Here is an 18,510-nt window from a genome sequence, read left to right on the forward strand (position 1 = left end):
GTCTTGAGTTTTTGTCATCAAAGCCGCGATTGGCCGCGATCGGTGGTCTTTAAAGTATCAGGGAGATATTTCGCAATGTCCGACGCGCAAAGCCGACTGGATCTGTTCATTGATCGCATGGTCTCGCAGCGGGCATGTCTGGATTTTGCGATTGCCGACACGGCCGATTTGGCCGGTCCGGTGTTCGAACTGGGTCTGGGAAACGGGCGCACCTATCATCACATGATGAACCGGGTCCGCAACCGACACGTCTATGTGTTCGAACGCGCTGTGGCCTCGCACCCCGATTCCACCCCGCCCGAAGATCGTCTGATCCTAGGCGACGTGCGCGAGACTCTGCCCGCCGCGCTGGATCGGTTCGGCGCGACCGCCAGCCTGATCCATGCCGATCTGGGCGGTCACAACCGCGAAAAGAACGATGCCTTCGCCCGCTTCGTTTCACCGCTGATCGAACCGCTGCTGGCCGAGGGCGGGCTGATGGTCTCGAGCGACCGGATGTATTTCGAGACGCTCACGGAGCAGACCCTTCCCGCAGATGCGGTTCCAGGTCGCTGCTTTATCTACCGGCGCTGAGCGGCGTTCCGCAGGGTCACTTTGCGCGGGGACTCGATCCCGGCACGGCGGACGGTCTAACCTTCGCGTGACGTTCACGCAAAGGACCGCCATGCTGTTTTATGATTGCTCGACCGCCCCGAACCCGCGCCGTGCCCGCATGTTCATCGCCGAAAAAGGGCTTCAGATCGAAACCCGCGACATCTCGATCGCCAAGGGCGAGCAAATGAGCGAGGAGTTCCGAAAGGTAAATCCCCGCGCCACCATCCCGGTTCTGGTCACCGACGAGGGGACCGTTCTGACCGAAAACCTCGGCATCGCAGCCTATCTCGAGGCACGCTTCCCCGAGCCCCCTTTGATGGGGCGGACACCGGACGAGAAAGGGCTGGTGCTGATGTTGAACGCGATCGTCGAGCAACAGGGCGGAGCGCCCATCGCCGACGCGCTGCGCAACACGCATCCGGCCTTCAAGGACCGCGCCATTCCCGGCCCGCAGAACCATGCTCAGATCCCAGAACTGGCCGAACGCGGCCTCGCGCGCGTCGGGGCGTTCTTCGACCTGCTCGAAGAGCGCCTGCAAGACAGCCCCTTCATCGCGGGCGAGGCGTTCTCGCTGGCCGATATCTCGACCTTCGTGTTCGTGGATTTCGCCCGCGTCATCAAGATGCGCATCCCCGAGGGCAATACGGCAACCCGGGCCTGGTTCGACAGCGTGCAGGCGCGACCCAGCGCCAGCGCCTGACAGCACTGTACAGAAATGTCTAGACAGAAGTGAACAGTGCCCCTAGCGTCCTTTGGGAATCGTCCAGGGGAGGTCGGGATGAAATCGCAGTATCGCGTTGTAGTCATCGGGGGTGGCGTCGTCGGCGCCTCGGTTCTGTATCATCTGGCCAAGTTCGGCTGGCCGGATGTGGTTATGCTGGAACGCCGGCGGCTGGCTTCGGGGTCGTCATGGCACGCGGCGGGGGGCATCCACGCGCTGAACGCCGATCCGAACATGGCGGCGCTGCAGGCCTACACGATCGACTTGCTGAGCGAGATCGAGAAGGAATCGGGCCAGATTATCGGCCTGCACATGACCGGCGGCCTGACGCTGGCCGGAACCCCCGAACGGTGGGAGTGGTTGCAGGCGAACTACCGCATCTTCCAGTCCATCGGCATCGACGATTGCGAATTGCTGAGCCCGGAAGAGGCGCAGAAACGCTGCCCGATCATGTCCACCGACGGCATTCTGGGCGCGATGTGGGCCGACCGGGAGGGCTACATCGACACCACCGGCACCGTGCAGGCCTATGCCAGTGCCGCAAAAAAGCGCGGGGCGGAATACTACGAGGAAACCAAGGTTGAGGAACTGATCCAGACCGCCGATGGCTGGCAGGTGGTGACCGACAGGGGAACGATCACCTGCGAGCATGTGGTCAACGCCGCCGGCCTGTGGGCCAAGCAGGTGGGGCGCATGGCAGGGGTCGAACTGCCGGTGTCGCCACTGAAGCACCATTACCTGATCACCGACACGGTGCCCGAGGTCGCAGCGGCCGATTTCGAGATGCCGATGACCGTGGATCTCGAGGGCTTCACCTACATGCGGCAGGACCAGAAGGGTGTTCTGGTCGGCATCTACGAGGTCGATCACGAACACTGGGCTATGGACGGCGCGCCATGGAATTATGGCGAGGAGCTGTTTCAGGAGCAGCTGGACCGCATCGAGAACGAACTGACGCTGGGCTTCGAACGCTATCCGGCGATCCAGAACGTGGGCATCAAGACATGGGTGAACGGTGCCTTCACCTTCTCGCCCGACGGCAACCCTCTGGTCGGTCCGGTGCCGGGCAAGCGCGGCTATTGGACCGCCTGCGCGGTGATGGCCGGGTTCCTGCAGGGCGGCGGCGTCGGCAAGACGCTGGCCGAATGGATGATCCATGGCGAGCCCGAGGCCGACGCCTGGCCGATGGACGTGGCGCGCTATGGCGACTTTGCCCAGAACAAGCGCTACATTCGCGAGACGACGGGCCAGTTCTATTCACGCCGTTTCGTGATGACCTATCCGAACGAGCAATTGCCCGCCGGACGCCTGTTGAAAATGTCGCCGGCCCATGACGCGATGACCGAAGCGGGTTGCAAATGGGGGGTCAGCTGGGATCTCGAGGTGCCGCTCTATTTCGCGCCCGAGGGGTTCGAGGAAACGCCAACCCTGAAACGCTCGAACGCCTTCGACATCGTGGCCGAGGAATGCCGCACCATCCGCGAAGGCGTGGGCCTGATGGACATCACCGGGTTCTCACGGTTCGAGGTTTCGGGGCCCAATGCGGAAATCTGGCTCGACAAGGTGATGGCCTCGAAACTGCCGGGACCGGGCCGCGCGAAACTGGCGCCGATGCTGGGCGAGAACGGGCGGCTCAAGGGCGACCTGACGGTTCTGAACTGGGGCGATGGCAACTGGTGGATCATGGGTAGCTATTACCTGCGGGCCTGGCACATGCGCTGGTTCGACGATCACATGATCGATGGCGTACAGGTGCGCGACCTCGGCGAGGAGGCCTGCGGCTTTGCCGTGGTTGGCCCGAAATCACAGGTGGTGGTCGAGAAACTGGCCGAACAGGATATCTCAACCCTGAAATTCATGGGCTGCAGTGACTATGACATCGGCCTCGTGCGCGCCCGGGTGGCTCGCATGTCGGTCACGGGCGAGAAAGGGTACGAGATCAACTGCCGCTATGGCGACCACATCGCCCTGCGCCGCGCGCTGCTCGAGGCCGGGGCCAGCGAAGGCATACGCGAATGCGGCTTCAACGCGATGCTGTCCACGCGGCTTGAGAAAAGCTTTGGCATCTGGTCGGCCGAGTTCACTCAGGCCTACACCCCCGGCATGACCGGAATGGACCGCTGGATCGACTGGAACAAGGACTTCGTCGGCAAGGACGCGGCATTGGCCGAGCGTGAAGGTAACGGCCCGGCGCAGGTTCAGGTGACGCTCGAGGTCGATGCGTTGGATGCCGACGCCAGCGGGTACGAACCTGTCTGGGCGGGCGACCAGCGCGTGGGTTTCGTGACCTCGGGCGGGTATGGCCACTATATCGGCAAGTCGCTGGCCATGGCGCTGGTGGACCGCGACAAGGCGCAGCCGGGCACCGAACTGTCGGTGCATGTGGTCGGGGTCGAGCGGCCCGCGCGGGTGATCGCGCCGTCGCCCTATGACCCCGAAGGCAAGGCGATGCGGGGCTGATCGTGGCGGCGCGGGGCAGAGAAGGCCGGCGCCGGGGCCGGGGCGCGGAGACCGCCAGCCGCGATGTGAACTATCGACAGTTGCGCAACCCGTTTCCGGTGATGGAGGTCTTTCCCGCCGACCAGATCGCCGACATGCACGAAACCGCTCTGCGCACGCTTGAGGAACTGGGCGTCAAGGTCCTGCTGCCCGAGGCGCGGCGTCTCTTTGCCGCTGCAGGCGCGCGGGTGGATGAAGACAGCCAGATGGTGTTCATCGGCCGCGATCTGGTCGAGGCTGCGGTGGCCTCGGCCCCGAAATCCATCGCCTGCAGGGCCGGGGCGCGGCATCGCGACTTCACGCTGGAGCTGGGGAGCCTTGTCTTTCAGCCCGGCGCAGGGGCGCCCAATGCCACCGATCTCGAACGCGGCCGCCGCCCGGCCAGCGGGCAGGATTACCTCGAATTCCTGAAGCTCACCCATCATTTCGACGTGTTCCAGATGATCTCGCCGCAGGTCGAGCCGCAGGACGTGCCGACCCATCTGCGCCACTATTTCACCACGCAGGCGCAGATGGAACTTACCGACAAGTTCCCGTTCTTCTTCTCGCGCGGGACGCCGCAGGTGATGGACTGTTTCCAGATGCTGGCCGTCGCGCGGGGTCTGTCGGACGACGAGTTCCACGCCCACCCGCATTGCTACACGATCATCAACACCAACAGCCCGCGCACGCTGGACATTCCGATGGCGCAGGGGCTGATCGACTTTGCCCGCTACGGGCAGATGTCGATCATCACGCCATTCACGCTGATGGGGGCGATGGCACCGATCACGGTCGCGGGCGCGATCACCCTGTCCCATGCCGAGGCGCTGGCGGCTCTGACGCTGACCCAACTGGCAAAACCCGGCGCGCCGGTCTGCTATGGCACCTTCACCAGCAACGTGGACATGAAATCCGGCGCCCCGGCTTTTGGCACGCCCTCGCATTTCCAGGCCTCGCTGGCGGCAGGGCAACTGGCGCGCCATCTGGGCCTGCCGTGGCGGTCGGCGGCCGGGTCGGCCTCGAACGCCAATGACGTGCAGGCGGCCAATGAAAATCAGTTCGGGCTGTGGGGTTGTCTGATGGCGGGGGCCACGGTGATCATCCATTCGGCCGGGTGGCTGGAAGGGGGGCTAACCGTGTCCTTCGAAAAGCTGGTCTGCGATGCCGAGGTGCTGAACATGGTAGCCGAGCTGTGCGCAGGGGCTCAGGCGGGTTCGGCGGAGATCGGATTTGACACTGCGTTGCGCGAGGTCGAGCCCGGCAGCCATTTCTTTGCCGCCAGCCAGACGATGGAGCGCTACACCACCGAATTCTACGAACCGCACCTGCATGACTATGCCAATTTCGGCACCTGGACCGAACGCGGATCGGTCGATGCGAACCACCGGGCAACTGCGGTTTGGCGTGACATCCTGAACAATTTCGAACCACCCGCGCAGGACCAGCCGGGGCTGGACGCAATGCGTGATTTCATTGCCCGCCGAACCGCCGAGGGCGGCGCGCCGCCGGAGAGTTGATATGAACAGCAAACCGATCCTGCACCGTGACGACCCCAAGGCCGAGCCTCTGGTCGGCAACGTCAAGGTCACGCGCGACGACTGGTTGAACGTGGCGATGGACGTGCTGATCTCGGATGGGGTCGAGCAGGTCAAGGTGCTGAACCTGGCCGAGCGCATGGCGGTGTCGCGGTCGTCCTTCTACTGGTACTTCAAATCCCGGCAGCACCTGCTGGACGCGCTGCTGGATCGCTGGCAGGCCACCAACACCGCCGCCCTGATCGCGCAGGCCGAAGCGCCGGCCGAGACCATCACCGCTGCCGTCTGCAACGTGCATCGCTGCGTGGTCAACACCGCCCTGTTCGACACGGCGCTGGATTTTGCCGTGCGCGACTGGGCGCGGCGGTCGGGCAAGGTGCGGCGGATGCTGGACCAGTCCGATGCCCGCCGCCTGGCCGCGCTGTGGGCCATGTTCGCCCGACATGGCTATGAGGCGGTCGAGGCCGAAACCCGTGCGCGCGTGCTGTACTACATGCAGATCGGCTATGATCTGGCGCAGTTGAACGAGCCGTTGGCGACGCGCCTGTCTCTGGTGCCGCATTACCTGTACGTCTTTACCGGGGTCGAGCCGCGGCCCGCGGAAATCGAGGAATTCAGCGCCTATGCCAAGCGCTGCTGGGAAGGAGGATCGGATCATGAGCCAGCCTGACGCAATCATCATCGGAACCGGCGTGATCGGCGCTGCGATCGCGTTCGAGATGGTCAAGGCCGGCTGGAAGACCCTGTCGCTGGACCGCAACGCGCAGGTGGGGCATGGCTCGACCGCCGGGTCCTGCGCGATCATCCGGATGCATTATTCCACCTTCGACGGCACCGCCTTCGCATGGGAGGGCTATCACTACTGGCGCGACTGGCCCGACTATCTGGGCCTGCCCGACGGGGCCGATCTGGCGCAATTTCGCGAGACCGGGTGCCTGGTCATGAAGACTGAGGCCAACGGCCACCTGTCGAAGCACATGAAATACAGCGCCGAGTTGGAGTGCCCCTTCGAGGAATGGTCGGCTGAACAGATTCTCGACCGCCTGCCGATCTATACACTGGACAGCTTTGCCCCGGCCAAACGGATGGACGATCCAGCTTTTGGTCAGCCCAATGGCAGCAGGATGCAGGAGGCGGTGTTCTGGCCCAAGGCCGGCTATGTCACCGATCCGGCCCTGTCGGCGCAGAACCTTCTAGATGCTGCCAAGCGACACGGCGCGCAGGTGCGGACCGGGGTCGAGGTCGTCGAAATCTTGCAGGAAGGTGGCAAGGTCAAAGGCGTCCGGCTGGCCTCGGGCGAAAAGATTCACGCGCCGGTGGTGATCAACGTGGCCGGGCCGGGATCGTCGATCATCAACCGCATGGCGGGTGTGCTGGACGACATGACCATCGAAACCCGCCCGCTGCGGCAGGAGGTGGTCCACGTTCCCGCGCCGGAAGGGTTCGATTTCGAGCGTCAGGGAACCATCGTATCGGACGGCGATATCGCCTGCTACTGCCGGCCGGAACATGGCAACCATATCCTGATCGGCTCGGAAGACCCGGACTGCGACCCGCATCAGTGGTGCGAGGACGATGTGCACTACAACCACGACTTCACCGACCAGTGGACGACGCAGGCTATGCGATACGCGCAGCGCGTTCCCAGCCTGGGCATTCCGTCCAGAACGCGGGGAGTGGTCGATCTGTACGACGCCTCGACCGACTGGATCCCGATCTATGACAAATCCAGCCTGCCGGGCTTCTACATGGCCTGCGGCACCAGCGGGAACCAGTACAAGAACGCGCCGATCGCGGGCAAGATGATGGCCGCGTTGGTCGAGTATTGCGAGGGCGGGGCGGATCACGACGCCCAGCCCCTGCAATTCGAGCTGCCCCATATCAAACGCACCATCGACGCGGGCTTTTACTCCCGCAAGCGACCCATCAACGAGGAAAGCAGTTTTTCCGTCCTTGGCTAGCCAAGCCGGACAAATGCGCTAGCTCTCTGGAAACACTGAGAAAGGGCGGGCGCGATGGCGGAGAATGACACCAGAGTTCTGATCTTGGGAAGTGCGCCCGCAGCGCTGGCGGCACGGGAATGGGCGCGTGGGCCGTTCACTCACATCGTGGTCATCAACAACGCCTGGCGCATCCGCGAAGATTGGGATTTCCTGATCCATCCCGAGGATTTTCCGGCCGAGAACCGCCCCGACTGTCTGACAGCGACGCAACGCATCGTGACGGCGCAGGATTATGTTCCGATCCAGAACGCGTATGGCGGCTTCGTCTATGCCGGTGGCACCATGGCCTTTACCGCCGGGTACTGGGCGCTGGGTGCTCTCAAACCATCGGTGATGGCCTTCTTTGGCTGCGACATGGTCTATCCGCGCTCGGGCAATACGCATTTCTACGGCCAGGGAACGGCCGATCCCCTGCGCGCCGACGTCACCCTGCGCTCGCTCGAGGCGAAATCGGCACGGCTGGCGCTGCTGGCGGCGCGTCAGGATTGCAACGTGGTGCGGTTGTCCGTTGGACCCAGCCGGCTGGTCTATCCGTCCGTCTCTCATACCGAAAAGATCCCCGAGGCCCGGCCGCGCACTGAACACGTCGATGCTCTGCTGCAGGCCGAGTACGAGGCGGGCTACATGGTGCCATCCGGCCGGTATTGGGAGGTCGAAGACCGGTTCAATCCAGCCGTTGTCGACCGGCTGGATGCGGCTTGGCTTGCGGCCTACAAAGCCTCGGCGCTGGATCAGGCGGCCTGAGCGCGCGGCGCGCGCAACAAGTCATCGACCTTTCGTCTGGCGGTCTCGGCCGCTTGTATCCGAACCGGGCCGTAACCGCGGATCTCGTCAGCGCAGGACAGGATGCTTTGCCACGTTTCGGTATCCCGATCCCCGTACTCTGCCACAAGGCGGTCCAACAGCCCCTGGTACCAATTCAGCAGATCGCGGTGCAGGCGCGCTTCGGCATGATAGCCAAACGGATTGAGAGCTGTTCCGCGCAGTGCCCGCATCTTTGACAGGCCCCGCAGAACCGGCTGCATCCAAGGTCCGAACGCCTTTTTCAGCGGTCGGCCCCGGGCATCCGTTTTGCGGCTCAGCAGGGGCGGAGCCATGTGGAAGCGGACCGCAAAATCGCCCTCGAACTGGTTGGCCAGATCCTTTGCGAAATGGTCCGAAGTCATCAGCCGCGCGACTTCGAACTCATCCTTGTAGGCCATGAAGCGGAACAGGTTGCGAGCGACGCTGCGCAGCAGGGTCTCGTCAGCCTGCGGCAGCGCCGAGCGGAGGGCGGCGATACGATCGGCGTAGGCCTGCGCGTATTTCGCGTTTTGATACTCGGTCAGGTAGGCGGTGCGGCGCGCAATCATCTGATCCAGAGTTTCTGCTGAACCAACGTCGTCGGAAGGCAGCGCCAGAACGTCCGGACGAACCGCCATGTTGCGCCCGATTGCAAAAGCCAGACGGTTCTTCTCGACAGCGACGCCGTTCAGCAGAATCGCCTGACCCAGCGCGACTTGCGATACCGGCACAAGACCGTGCTGCCACGCAAAACCCAGCATGATCACATTGGCAAACACCGCATCACCCAACAGGGTTTCAGCCACCGCATTGGCGTCGAAACCGAACAGGTTTTCCGCCCCGACCACGTTCTGAATGGCCTGTTCACGGGCATTTACCTGCAACTGAGCGTCGCGGCGCAGAACAATGTCGCCGGTCGGCATTTCCGCCCGGTTCAGGACCACGCGCGTACCCTTGCGGTAATGCGCCGAGGCTTTGGGGGCCGAACTGACGACAACGTCGCAACCAATCACCGCATCGGCCGCGCCCTGATCAATGCGGACCTGGTTCAATGCGTTCGGAGTGTCGCCCAAACGGATATAGCTGAGAACGGTTCCGAATTTCTGTGCAAAGCCTGTGAAATCCAGGACCGAAGCGCCTTTCCCCTCGAGATGGGCCGCCATCGTGATCAGCGCCCCCACCGTTACCACACCCGTGCCGCCGACGCCGGTGACCAGCAGCTCGAACGGTTTGTCCAGACGGGGCAGGGCAGGGTCGGGCAGCCCGTCCTCGAGTGTTGCCAGATCCAGCTTTGCCATGCGTTTGCGGCGTTCGCCGCCTTCGATGGTCACGAAGCTGGGGCAGAATCCGTTGAGGCACGAGAAATCCTTGTTGCACGAGCTCAAATTGATCTTGCGCTTGCGGCCCAGCGGGGTTTCGCGCGGCTCGACGCTCAGGCAGTTCGACTCGACCGAGCAGTCGCCACAGCCCTCGCAGACCAGATCGTTGATCCAGACGAACCGCTTGGGGTCCTCCATCGTGCCGCGCTTGCGGCGGCGGCGTTTTTCGGTGGCGCAGGTCTGTTCATAGATCAGAACGGTCACGCCCGGGATCTCGCGCAACTCGCGTTGCAAGGTGTCCAGTTCGGCGCGGTCGTGGAACGTGGTTTCCGACGGAAAATCCGCGTGGTGGAATTTCGAGATATCGTCAGACACGATGGCAATACGTTCCACGCCCTCGGCGCGGCAGGTCTGGGCGATGCCGGCCACGCTGACCGGGCCGTCCACCGGCTGGCCGCCGGTCATGGCCACGGCGTCGTTGTAGAGGATCTTGTAGGTGATGTTGGTCCCGGCCGCGACCGCCTGACGGATCGCCAGCGAGCCCGAGTGATACCAGGTGCCCTCGCCGAGGTTCTGGAAGATGTGCTTGCCGCCGTTGAACTTGGACGCCACCACATGCGGCACGCCTTCGCCGCCCATCTGGGCATAGCCGACGGTGTGGCGATCCATCCACGAGGCCATGACGTGGCAGCCGATGCCACTGGCCGCGATCGAGCCGTCGGGCACTTTGGTCGAGGTGTTGTGCGGGCAGCCCGAGCAGAAATAGGGCGTGCGGGTCGCGCCCGGCACATTGATCAGTTGCGGCGGCTGGTCCGTCAGCGCCTTGGCCTTGGCGGGCAGGTCCTCTTCGGGGAAAAACCGGTGCAGGCGGTCGGCCACGATGGGCACCAGCATCCGCGGGCTGAGTTCACCCGTCCAGGGGATCAGCGGCTCGCCGTGGCTGTCGTATTTGCCCACCATCTTGTGCGGCTTGTCGCCGGGCCAGTCATAGAAATATTCCTTGAACTGGCTTTCGATGATGCCGCGCTTTTCTTCGACCACCAGCACCTCGGCCTTGCCCTTCACGAAGCGCAGCGCGTTGCGCCGCGCCAGCGGCCACACCATGCCGACCTTGTAGATGTCGATGCCCAGACGGCGACAGGCGGCCTCGTCCAGTCCCAGCAGGCGCAGCGCCTCCATCAGGTCCAGATGCGCCTTTCCGGTGGTGACGAAGCCGAACTTGGCGTGGTCGATGTCATAGATGCGCCGGTCGATCGGGTTGGCCTCGGCAAAGGCGCGCACGGCGCGCAGCTTGTGCTGGATGCGGGTCTCGATCTCGGGCGAGGGCAGGTCGGCGGCGCGCACGTGCAGGCCGCCCGGGGGCAGGTCGATCTCGGGCAGGATGAACTGCCGGTCGGGGCGCAGCTCGACCGAGCGGGCGCTTTCGACGGTTTCCGAGATCGCCTTGAACCCGACCCAGGTGCCGGAAAACCGCGACAGCGCAAAGCCGTATTCGCCGAATTCCAGATACTCCTCGACCGAAGCGGGGCTCAGCGTGGGCATGAACCATGCCATGAAGGCCACGTCGGACTGGTGCGGCATGGATGAACTGACGCAGCCGTGGTCGTCACCGGCCACGACCAGAACGCCGCCCTTAGGCGCCGAGCCATAGGCATTGCCGTGCTTCAGCGCATCGCCCGAGCGGTCGACGCCCGGCCCCTTGCCATACCACATCGAGAAGATGCCTTCGAATTCGCACTGCGGGTCCAGCGTCGCCTGCTGCGCTCCCAGAACGGCGGTTGCGCCCAAATCTTCGTTCACGGCGGGCATAAACGTAATGCGGTCGGATTTCAGCCGTTCGCGCGCGCGCCACAGCTCCAGGTCCAGCCCGCCCAAGGGCGAGCCGCGATAGCCCGAGACGAACCCGCCCGTGTTCAGCCCTGCATCGCGGTCGCGCCGCGCCTGATCCATCAGGATGCGCGCCAGCGCCTGCGTGCCGGTCAGGAACACGCGACCCTCGGTCTGTTCGTACCGGTCTGTGAGTTGATAAGTGCGAAGAGTGCTGTCGTGGCGGCTCATGGCTTGGACCTGGATTGGCTTTGAGATTGAACAACTGTAGTTCGGTATTTGCGAAATGTTGTGCCAATGGGTCCGCAAGCTTGATATCATTTCGAAAAAATTTGCCGATAAACGCTAAGAAGACGAAAAGGTTTACCAAATGATGCAGTTGGACGACAGGGATCGCCGGATTCTGACCCTGCTACAAAGGGACAGCCGCGTGTCGAATGCGGACCTTGCCGATGCGGTCGGTATGTCGACCTCGGCCCTTTGGAGACGGGTGCGCGCATTGGAAGAGGCCGGGATCATTGAACGCTACGGCGCAGTTGTGAACCCGGTCGCGCTGGGGTTGGGGTTCGAGGCGATCGTACATGTGCATCTGACGCGGCATGATCCCGACAAGATCGTGGAGTTCATCCGGGCAATCGAAACCTGCAAGGAAGTTCAGGAATGTTTCGCAACGACCGGTCAGGCAGACTATCACCTGCGAGTGCAGTGTCCCGATCTTGCCGCCTACAACGTCTTTTTGGAGAGGTTTCTGTTTCGTTTGCCGGCCGTCGCAAGTGCACAGACGAATGTGGTTCTGCGCGCGGTCAAACGCAATCGTTCGGTCGAGTTCTGACTAGCGCGCGACGAATTCAACCCAGGCCCAGGCCATCGCGATGTAAGTGAGGTTGTGCAGGCATTGATCCAAACCGGCGGCCCGCCAAAAGGCGGCCTGATCAGGTTGCAATTGTTTCTTGTCGGAATAGCTGGCTTTGGCGAAATCGATATTGAAATGCACGATCCACTCAAGCGCACCGATGATCAAAATGAATGAAAGCGGCGCGCCGAATATCAGGAAAACCACGACTGAACCCACAACATGCACCGCAGCATGCTGTGCGCGCCCGACATGCAGGTACTCCCCCCGCCCAGACAGCATCTTGGGCGTTTGAAGGTAGAAATCGGCAAACATGTGTTTGATCTGCAGTGCACACAGCAGAAGCAACACAGTGCCAAGTGTAGCAGGCAAAAACTACCCTCCCGATATCGTCCTGACCTTCAGACTAAGGGCTATGAGACAGGATCGCAAATGAACTAGTTCACACAAGTCGAAATAGTTTTCGCCTTGGAAACCATTTGCCTATCCAAGCGCGATTGCAGTACCGTCGTGCTGCTTTGACCGCGGCAGGATCGCTGCAAAACAGTTTCGGGTCACCAGTAGGGGCAGGGGCCATAGAACGTTCAATTTTTGGATTTATTTGGAAGTATTCCAAGCGTGATCAGCTTGTTCTGCTGGCCGTGACGGCAACTTTGTTCCCGCTGCTGTACCTGACGCTTGAATTGCCCAAACGCATCATCAACGACGCAATCGGCGCCTCCAGCGAGATCGTGGATGTCTGGGGATACAGTCTGTCGCAGACGACGTTTCTGGTAATTTTGTGCTTCGCCTTTTTGGCGGCGGTGTTGGCGCATGGTTTGATGAAGATGCGCATCAACACGATGAAAGGCGTTCTCAGCGAACGAATGCTGCGCCGGTTCAGATACCAGTTGATCAACCGCGCACTTTTGTTTCCTCAACCCTATTTCGAGCGCGTCAGTCAGGGCGAACTGGTCTCGATGATCACCGCCGAAAGCGAGCCGATGGGCGGGCTGATGGGCGATGCGATCAGCCAGCCTGTCCTTCAGGCGGGGCAGATGCTGACAATCCTGTCCTTTCTATTCCTGCAAAGCGTCTGGTTCGGGTTGGCAGCTGTCGCGCTGATCCCATTGCAGGCCTGGCTGATCCCGCGATTGCAGCGCCAGATCAACCTGTTGAACAAGCGCCGGATCCAGGAGGTTCGCGTACTGGCCGCTCAGATCGGCGAGAATGCAGCGGGCGCGGCAACCCTGCGGCAGAACGGCGGCTGGCGCCATCGCCGGGCGCTGATTTCAGATCAACTGTCCCGGCTGTTCAGTATCCGGTTCGAGATCTACCAGAAAAAATTCTTCATGAAGTTCATCAACAACTTCATCTCTCAATTGACTCCGTTTCTGTTCTACCTGGTCGGTGGTTTGCTGGTTTTGCAAGGGTCAGTTTCGCTCGGTGCTCTCGTGGCCGCGCTCGCTGCCTACAAGGACCTCAGCTCGCCCTGGAAGGAGCTGCTGACCTACTACAACCAGACACAGGACATGTCTCTGCGCTGGGAGGTGGTCATCGAACGGTTCGCCCCGAGCGGCATGCTGGATGAAACCCTGTTCGAAGGCGAGCCCGACAGCCGACCGCACCTGAATGGCCCGATCGAGTTGGAGCAGGTCTCGGTGCGTGATCTGGATGGCAATCAGGTTCTGGATGATCTGAACCTGACCTTCCCTGCCGGCAAGACCATAGGGATCGCGGCCCCCAGCGAAGAGGACCGCCGGGCCCTGGCGGATCTATTGACCCGGGAGATCCTGCCAAGTTCGGGCCGGGTCGAAATCGGGGGTGTTAACCTGTCCTCGCTGCACCAGGCCGTTGTGGCGGCCCGGATCGGTCATGCCACATCGCGACCGGTGATGTTCCAGGGAGCCGTTGGCGGCAACGTGATGATGCCGATGCAGCTCAGGCCTCTGACCGCTCCACCGGAGGACGCGGACCACCTTGAAACGCTGCGTGCGGGCAACAGCCCCGATCCCTTCCGGGCCACTTGGCTGGACCCTTCCCTGGCAGGGTTCGAAACGGCCGAGCAGCTGCGCGATTGGTGGTTGAAGCTGATCGACGGACTGGGCTCCGGGCCCACCTTGTTCCAACGCGGGGCCGAGTTGGGTTTCGATCCCGAAAAACACCCCGACCTTGCTGCCAAGCTGATCGAGCTGCGGCCTTTGGTGCAGGACGCTGTCAAAAAGGCCGGTCTGGAGTCGCAAGCCCTGATTTTCGACCGCATGACGTACAACGCTGCGCTGCCCGTTGCCGAAAACCTGCTGTTTGCTGTGCCACGCGTGCAGGTGACTCAAGAGTTGCTGGCCCGGCAGACCGTTTTCCTCGGGCAGTTGCGCGAGTTGGGTCTGGATGAAACACTGGTCGGCCTGACACGTGACGTGATCGAAATGCTGCGTCAGATCTTTGGTCTGGACGGGACGGATCACCCGTTGTTCCGCAAGCTGGGTCTTGAGGCCGCCACCTACGAAGCCGCTGTCGATCTGGTAGAGAGGACCCGGGAAACCGGCGCATCGGGGTTGGACGATGACCAGTTGGCCAGCCTGCTGGCGGTGCCTTTCGTGATCTCGGCCGAACAGATTGGGCCGGCCTTTTCCGAAGAGCTCAAGAACCGCATCCTCGAACTGCGGCACAGCCATTCCGACAAGTTGATGGAGCGCCTGAACGACGTGTTCGAGCCGCTGGACCCGGCCACCTTTGCGCCCGGATTGACGGTTATGGAGAATGCGCTGTTCGGCAAGGTCAGCCAGATTGGGGGCGCGCGGTCGGACGAGGTTCGGAAAGTGATCGCAGACGTGCTGACCGAAAACGGAGCCCGTCCGCTGGTGGTTGAGCTGATCTACGATGTACCGGTCGCGCTGGGCGGGCAGAACCTGCCGGCCGCGCTGGCCGAGCCTTTGGCCTTTACCCGCGCGACGATCAAGAAGCCGGATATCCTGATACTGGAAAACGCGCTGGCGAGTTATGGCATGGACACGCAGGTGGCTGTGTTCCGAAACCTGCGAGAGCTGCTTCCGGACGCCACGATCATCTACCTGAACGAACAGTTCAAGAACCCCGGCGCTTTCGACATGTTTGTCGAGATCCGACAGGGGCGCGTGGTATCCGATCAGGTTCCGTCGGATGTTGAAGGTGACAGTGCAGCCTCGGCGGACCTCACGCGAAAGCTGCGTGCTTTGGAACAGACACCGCTGTTTTCGGGGCTGGATCGTCGTCAGCTGCGGCTGCTCGCCTTTGGTGCGCGCTGGTACGAGGCAAAGGCCGGCGAAGTCGTGTTCCTCAAGGATGACCAGCCGACCGATGGTGCCTACATGATCATCGACGGCGAAGCGGGTCTGTACCTGCCGCAGCCGCCCGAGGAGGATCGGCTGGTGACCCGCGTCGGCAGCGGCACCCTGGTGGGCGAACTGGGCCTGATCCGCAAAGAGCCCCGCGCACTCAGCATGGTGGCCGAAACCGATCTGACCTGTCTGCGAATCGGCGAGGAAGAGTTCCTGGCCGTGGTAGAAAACGATGCTGCGACCGCGTTCAAGCTGTTGCAGGTGATCGCAGGCTACGTATCACGCTGACAGGTTCAGGCCTGCGGGCTACAGAACAGGGAATGCATCAACTCGATCACCTGCTTGGCTTTGCCGTCGCGCAGCGAATAGTAGATGGTCTTGCCCTCTCGGCGGGTTGAAACCAGGCCTTCGGTTCGCAGACGCGCCAGCATCTGGCTGACCGCGGCCTGGCGCAACTTGAGCAAGGCTTCAAGCTCGCCCACCGAGCGTTCTCCAGCCGCGAGATGGCACAGGATCATCAAGCGGCCCTGATGCGCCAGCGTCTTGAGGAAAGCCGCAGCTTGCGCGGCGCTTTCCTCCATTTCCGAGGGCAATTCGGATTGTGGGGTCGTCAATTCGGCGTCAGTGAAAGTCACGTGGTACCTTGGGGATGGAAATAAGGGGTGGACGCAGTATGCACCAACTTGTCTGAAATTGTCATCCCTCGGTTGCCGGGGCCCCGCCCTGAAACGCATTGCCGTTGACATAGTCGCAGGGGCCTTCCTGCATCTGCAGGTGCAGACCGTCGCCGGAATAGGGGTGGGCACGGGCCAGTTCCTCGTCGACCTCGATGCCCAGGCCGGGGGCCGAAGGCGGCTCGACAAAGCCGTTCTCGACCCGGATCGAGCCCTTTATCAGCTGGTCATGAAATGGCGTTTCGATGGTCTCGAGCAGCAAAAGGTTCGGGATCGAGGCCGCGAGATGGATGTTAGCGGCCCATTCCACCGGCCCGGCATAGAGATGCGGCGCCATCTGCGCGTTGAAGACCTCGGCCATGGCGGCGACCTTCTTCATCTCCCAGATCCCACCGGCCCGGCCCAGGGCGGGCTGCAGGATCTCGGCCGCGCCGGCGCGCAAAACCGCGCCGAACTCGGCCTTGGTCGTCATCCGCTCGCCCGTGGCCACGGGGATGCGGACACTGCGGGCGACGCGGGCCATGTCCTCGATCATGTCCGGGGGGGTGGGTTCTTCGAACCACAGCGGCGAGTAGGGCTCGATTGCCTGCCCAAGACGGATGGCGCCTGCAGTGTTGAACTGGCCATGGGTGCCGAACAGCAGGTCGGCCTTGTCGCCCACGGCGTCACGGATCGCCTTGCAAAAGGCCACCGACATCGAGATGTCGGACATGGCGGGCATATGCCCGCCGCGCATCGTGTAGGGGCCGGCGGGGTCGAACTTGACCGCGGTGAAGCCGCGCCGGACCATTTCGGCGGCGCTTTCCCCGGCCTGTTCGGGCGAGGTCCAGAAATCGGTCAGATTGTGTTGCGGCAGCGGGTACAGATAGGTGTAGGCACGGATGCGGTCGTTCATCCGGCCGCCGATCAGAGCGTATACCGGGCGGTTCCGGTCCTTGCCCAGAATGTCCCAACACGCAATTTCCAGCCCCGAGAAGGCGCCCATCACCGTCAGGTCGGGGCGCTGGGTGAAGCCGCTTGAATAGGCGCGACGGAACATAAGCTCGATATTCTCGGGGTTTTCGCCGGCCATGTGGCGGTCGAAGACGTCACGGATGACGTGTTTCATCGCCTCGGGACCGACCGAGGAGGCATAACACTCGCCCCAGCCCGTGATGCCGGTATCGGTGGTGACTTTCACCAGAATCCAATAGCGCCCGCCCCAGCCCGGCGCGGGCGGAGCGGTCACGATGATGTCGAGATCCTGCAGTTTCATCCGGTCTCCTCCCGCCGGTGGTCCGGGGCCGTCAGCCCCGGTCGAAAACGATGACGTTGCGCTTGGCCGACCCGGTCTTGGTGTCCTCGATGGCCTCGTTGATCTGCTCCAGCGTCCAGCGACCCGAGATCAGCTCGTCCAGCCTCAGCCGCCCCTGTTCATACAGATCGATCATCCACGGAATGTCGCGCTGGATCACCACGTCGCCCATCTTCGACCCGACCATGCCCTGACCCAGGGCCGCCAGAATGACCGGCTCATAGCTGGATTGCGCGCCGGAATGCGGCATGCCGATCATCACCGCCTTGCCACCGCGACCCAGATAGCGGGGCGCCTGATCATAGGCGGGGATCGCACCGACGGTGATCAGAACCGCATCGGCCCCGCGACCGCCCAGAGCTTTGTAGGCCGCCTTCCACGGTTCTTTCAGCGTGGCCAGAACCCCATGCGTGGCTCCGAATTCCTTGGCAATTTCCAGCTTTTCCTCGGTCATGTCGACGGCCACGATCCTCCGGGCCCCTGCCAGCCGCGCGCCCTGGATGGCGTTCAGACCCACCCCGCCAGCGCCGATGACCACGACATCCTGACCCGGGCGCAACTGCGCGGCGTTGACCGCCGCCCCCACACCGGTGATCACCCCGCAGGACAGCAGGCTGGCCACGTCCTTGGGCATCGCGTCGGGTATCCTGACGATCTGGCGGTGGCTGACCACGACTTTTTCTGCAAAAGCACCACAGGCCATGGCCTGCTCCAGCGGCCCACCGTCAGCTGTGCGCAGCGGGCCCTTGACGGTGTCATAGGGTGTTTCGCAGATCACCGGCTTGCCGCTGGCGCAGGACGGGCAGGACCCGCAGGCGCGGATCAGGGTCACCACGACCGCATCGCCAACCTTGAACCCTCCACTGGCTTCTCCGACGGCCGAGACCACACCGGCAGCCTCGTGCCCGTAGACGGCGGGCAGAAACCCGCCCCAAGCTCCGCTGGCATAGGTGATGTCGGAGTGGCAGATCGCCACTGCATCCAGCGTGACTTCGACCTCGCCCATGCCGGGCGGCGCGATCTGGATGTCTTCGATGACAAGCGGTTCGTTGAAGGCGCGGCATACGGCGGCTTTGATGGTCTGCATGGATCCCTCGTTTGGTTTGGGCCACGGTGACGCGGGAACCTGC

At 62.8% G+C, this 18,510-nt stretch carries 14 protein-coding genes; 9 read left to right on the forward strand and 5 right to left on the reverse strand.

The window, feature by feature from the left end; genetic code table 11:
• Positions 1–75: 75 nt before the first annotated feature.
• The 7 genes from ACR0MM_RS08245 (at position 76) to ACR0MM_RS08275 (ending at position 8,078) form a co-directional block, all read left to right on the forward strand.
• On the forward strand, positions 76–573 hold the full coding sequence (locus tag ACR0MM_RS08245) for a class I SAM-dependent methyltransferase (RefSeq protein WP_480695545.1): 498 nt from the start codon (positions 76–78) through the stop codon (positions 571–573).
• A 91-nt stretch (positions 574–664) separates the two neighbouring features.
• Positions 665–1,294 (forward strand): glutathione S-transferase family protein, encoded by a 630-nt coding sequence (locus ACR0MM_RS08250; protein ID WP_480695547.1) that lies wholly within the window; start codon positions 665–667, stop codon positions 1,292–1,294.
• Positions 1,295–1,372: 78 nt separating this feature from the next.
• Entirely contained in the window at positions 1,373–3,775 is a 2,403-nt protein-coding gene (locus ACR0MM_RS08255) for a GcvT family protein (protein ID WP_480695549.1), read from the forward strand.
• A gap of 2 nt (positions 3,776–3,777) precedes the next feature.
• Positions 3,778–5,313 carry a trimethylamine methyltransferase family protein gene (locus ACR0MM_RS08260; RefSeq protein WP_480695551.1) on the forward strand — a complete coding sequence of 512 codons (1,536 nt, stop codon included), beginning with the start codon at positions 3,778–3,780 and terminating at the stop codon, positions 5,311–5,313.
• A 1-nt stretch (position 5,314) separates the two neighbouring features.
• The gene (locus ACR0MM_RS08265; RefSeq protein WP_170340396.1) at positions 5,315–6,001 is read left to right on the forward strand and encodes a TetR/AcrR family transcriptional regulator; all 687 of its coding nucleotides are present in this window, start codon (positions 5,315–5,317) and stop codon (positions 5,999–6,001) included.
• A complete protein-coding gene (locus ACR0MM_RS08270) occupies positions 5,988–7,292 on the forward strand; it encodes an NAD(P)/FAD-dependent oxidoreductase (RefSeq protein WP_480695553.1) in 1,305 nt (434 codons plus the stop codon). Before ACR0MM_RS08265 ends, ACR0MM_RS08270 begins: the two co-directional genes overlap by 14 nt.
• Before the next feature lie 54 nt (positions 7,293–7,346).
• Positions 7,347–8,078: a hypothetical protein gene (locus ACR0MM_RS08275; RefSeq protein WP_480695555.1), complete on the forward strand. Its 732-nt coding sequence runs from the start codon at positions 7,347–7,349 to the stop codon at positions 8,076–8,078.
• Here the strand turns inward: ACR0MM_RS08275 and ACR0MM_RS08280 are convergent.
• Positions 8,066–11,494, reverse strand: a complete 3,429-nt coding sequence (locus ACR0MM_RS08280; RefSeq protein ID WP_480695557.1) for an indolepyruvate ferredoxin oxidoreductase family protein — start codon at positions 11,492–11,494, stop codon at positions 8,066–8,068. The two genes, ACR0MM_RS08275 and ACR0MM_RS08280, sit on opposite strands and share 13 nt — an antisense overlap.
• Positions 11,495–11,633: 139 nt before the next feature.
• Here ACR0MM_RS08280 and ACR0MM_RS08285 point away from each other — a divergent pair, with 139 nt between their 5' ends.
• Positions 11,634–12,095 carry an Lrp/AsnC family transcriptional regulator gene (locus ACR0MM_RS08285; protein ID WP_244952314.1) on the forward strand — a complete coding sequence of 154 codons (462 nt, stop codon included), beginning with the start codon at positions 11,634–11,636 and terminating at the stop codon, positions 12,093–12,095.
• On the opposite strand, the gene ACR0MM_RS08290 is transcribed toward ACR0MM_RS08285, so the two are convergent.
• The gene (locus ACR0MM_RS08290) at positions 12,096–12,488 is read right to left on the reverse strand and encodes a DUF3307 domain-containing protein (protein WP_093964572.1); all 393 of its coding nucleotides are present in this window, start codon (positions 12,486–12,488) and stop codon (positions 12,096–12,098) included.
• A gap of 215 nt (positions 12,489–12,703) precedes the next feature.
• Between ACR0MM_RS08290 and ACR0MM_RS08295 the strand changes: the two genes are divergently transcribed.
• Complete coding sequence (locus tag ACR0MM_RS08295) at positions 12,704–15,700, forward strand: cyclic nucleotide-binding domain-containing protein (RefSeq protein WP_480696010.1); 2,997 nt, start codon at positions 12,704–12,706, stop codon at positions 15,698–15,700.
• Between the two features lie 5 nt (positions 15,701–15,705).
• Here ACR0MM_RS08295 and ACR0MM_RS08300 read toward each other — a convergent pair whose 3' ends face one another.
• From ACR0MM_RS08300 to ACR0MM_RS08310, 3 genes are all read right to left on the reverse strand, one after another.
• A complete protein-coding gene (locus ACR0MM_RS08300) occupies positions 15,706–15,993 on the reverse strand; it encodes an ArsR/SmtB family transcription factor (RefSeq protein WP_170340532.1) in 288 nt (95 codons plus the stop codon).
• 115 nt (positions 15,994–16,108) lie between these two features.
• Positions 16,109–17,341 (reverse strand): mandelate racemase/muconate lactonizing enzyme family protein, encoded by a 1,233-nt coding sequence (locus tag ACR0MM_RS08305; protein WP_170405012.1) that lies wholly within the window; start codon positions 17,339–17,341, stop codon positions 16,109–16,111.
• 31 nt (positions 17,342–17,372) lie between these two features.
• The gene (locus ACR0MM_RS08310) at positions 17,373–18,467 is read right to left on the reverse strand and encodes a Zn-dependent alcohol dehydrogenase (protein ID WP_480695560.1); all 1,095 of its coding nucleotides are present in this window, start codon (positions 18,465–18,467) and stop codon (positions 17,373–17,375) included.
• Positions 18,468–18,510 lie beyond the last annotated feature (43 nt).

Source organism: Ruegeria sp. BC6 (genome assembly GCF_056539185.1).

Bases quoted from the DNA above. Each gene is read 5' to 3' on its own strand.
- ACR0MM_RS08270 (WP_480695553.1), top strand. From the start codon at position 5,988: ATGAGCCAGCCTGACGCAATCATCATCGGAACCGGCGTGATCGGCGCT.
- ACR0MM_RS08305 (WP_170405012.1), bottom strand. From the start codon at position 17,341: ATGAAACTGCAGGATCTCGACATCATCGTGACCGCTCCGCCCGCGCCG.
- ACR0MM_RS08285 (WP_244952314.1), top strand. From the start codon at position 11,634: ATGATGCAGTTGGACGACAGGGATCGCCGGATTCTGACCCTGCTACAA.
- ACR0MM_RS08280 (WP_480695557.1), bottom strand. From the start codon at position 11,494: ATGAGCCGCCACGACAGCACTCTTCGCACTTATCAACTCACAGACCGG.
- ACR0MM_RS08255 (WP_480695549.1), top strand. From the start codon at position 1,373: ATGAAATCGCAGTATCGCGTTGTAGTCATCGGGGGTGGCGTCGTCGGC.
- ACR0MM_RS08310 (WP_480695560.1), bottom strand. From the start codon at position 18,467: ATGCAGACCATCAAAGCCGCCGTATGCCGCGCCTTCAACGAACCGCTT.
- ACR0MM_RS08250 (WP_480695547.1), top strand. From the start codon at position 665: ATGCTGTTTTATGATTGCTCGACCGCCCCGAACCCGCGCCGTGCCCGC.
- ACR0MM_RS08265 (WP_170340396.1), top strand. From the start codon at position 5,315: ATGAACAGCAAACCGATCCTGCACCGTGACGACCCCAAGGCCGAGCCT.
- ACR0MM_RS08300 (WP_170340532.1), bottom strand. From the start codon at position 15,993: ATGGAGGAAAGCGCCGCGCAAGCTGCGGCTTTCCTCAAGACGCTGGCG.
- ACR0MM_RS08275 (WP_480695555.1), top strand. From the start codon at position 7,347: ATGGCGGAGAATGACACCAGAGTTCTGATCTTGGGAAGTGCGCCCGCA.
- ACR0MM_RS08245 (WP_480695545.1), top strand. From the start codon at position 76: ATGTCCGACGCGCAAAGCCGACTGGATCTGTTCATTGATCGCATGGTC.